General features: G+C 60.6%; 1 protein-coding gene. It reads left to right on the forward strand.

The genetic code is table 11. The features are described from left to right. Positions 1-373: 373 nt before the first annotated feature. On the forward strand, positions 374-631 hold the full coding sequence (locus GSQ79_RS23730) for a hypothetical protein (RefSeq protein WP_158811249.1): 258 nt from the start codon (positions 374-376) through the stop codon (positions 629-631). The last annotated feature ends 94 nt before the right edge of the window (positions 632-725 follow it).

Here is a 725-nt window from a genome sequence, read left to right on the forward strand (position 1 = left end):
CATGCGAAGACTCGCGAGGCAGCAGACCGCTCAAACGTAAATTTTGAGTCGGGCTCTAAGTCGCTGTCGCGCGCATCGTGCTGTCGCCGCGGGATGCCTACGGTGCGGCGCGCCAGGCCATCAAGGACGACGTCGTTCCAGTCCAGCCCTCACATCGTATTGAGTCATCGGGCACTCGGTTCGTTGATTCGGGCGAGTCTGGCAACGCACCCGCAGCTCTTCGCCACACGCGAAAAGGCCAGCCCGAGCAGGGTCCGGAGAGGCTTCAGGAGATCACCGATTAACTGTTCAAAGCGACAGTTGGCCGCCCTCGATGAAGTTACGATACCCATCGACGGCATCTTTATTGCGGCGGTGAGATCAGGGGATCAAAATGGACACGAGCCTTGAAGAAGGCGGAGTCTTCGCGTCTCAGGAAGCCATCTTTCTGAAGCGCGCGTTCCTCCTCGCATTGGACGAGCTCGGTCCGGAGTTCGACTTGGACGAGGCGGCGAAGTCGAAGCTTGCGAAGATCGTGGCCAGCGTCGCCCGGAAGCGGATGCAGGCCGGTGGTGGGATGATGAGCGACGAGGATGCCGTTGAAGTAGCCGCCGTGTCGTGCTCGAGGTTCATCGGACTGAAGGCCGACTGACACGTCGAGGATGCCTCGCGCGGGATCGATGGGGCCGCTCCGGTCTCAAATTCAAGAACGGAGCGGCGACGCTAAAACCTAGTAACCGTAGCGG

Origin of the sequence: Beijerinckia sp. L45, assembly GCF_009765775.1 — a bacterium.
Lineage (GTDB): Bacteria > Pseudomonadota > Alphaproteobacteria > Rhizobiales > Beijerinckiaceae > RH-AL1.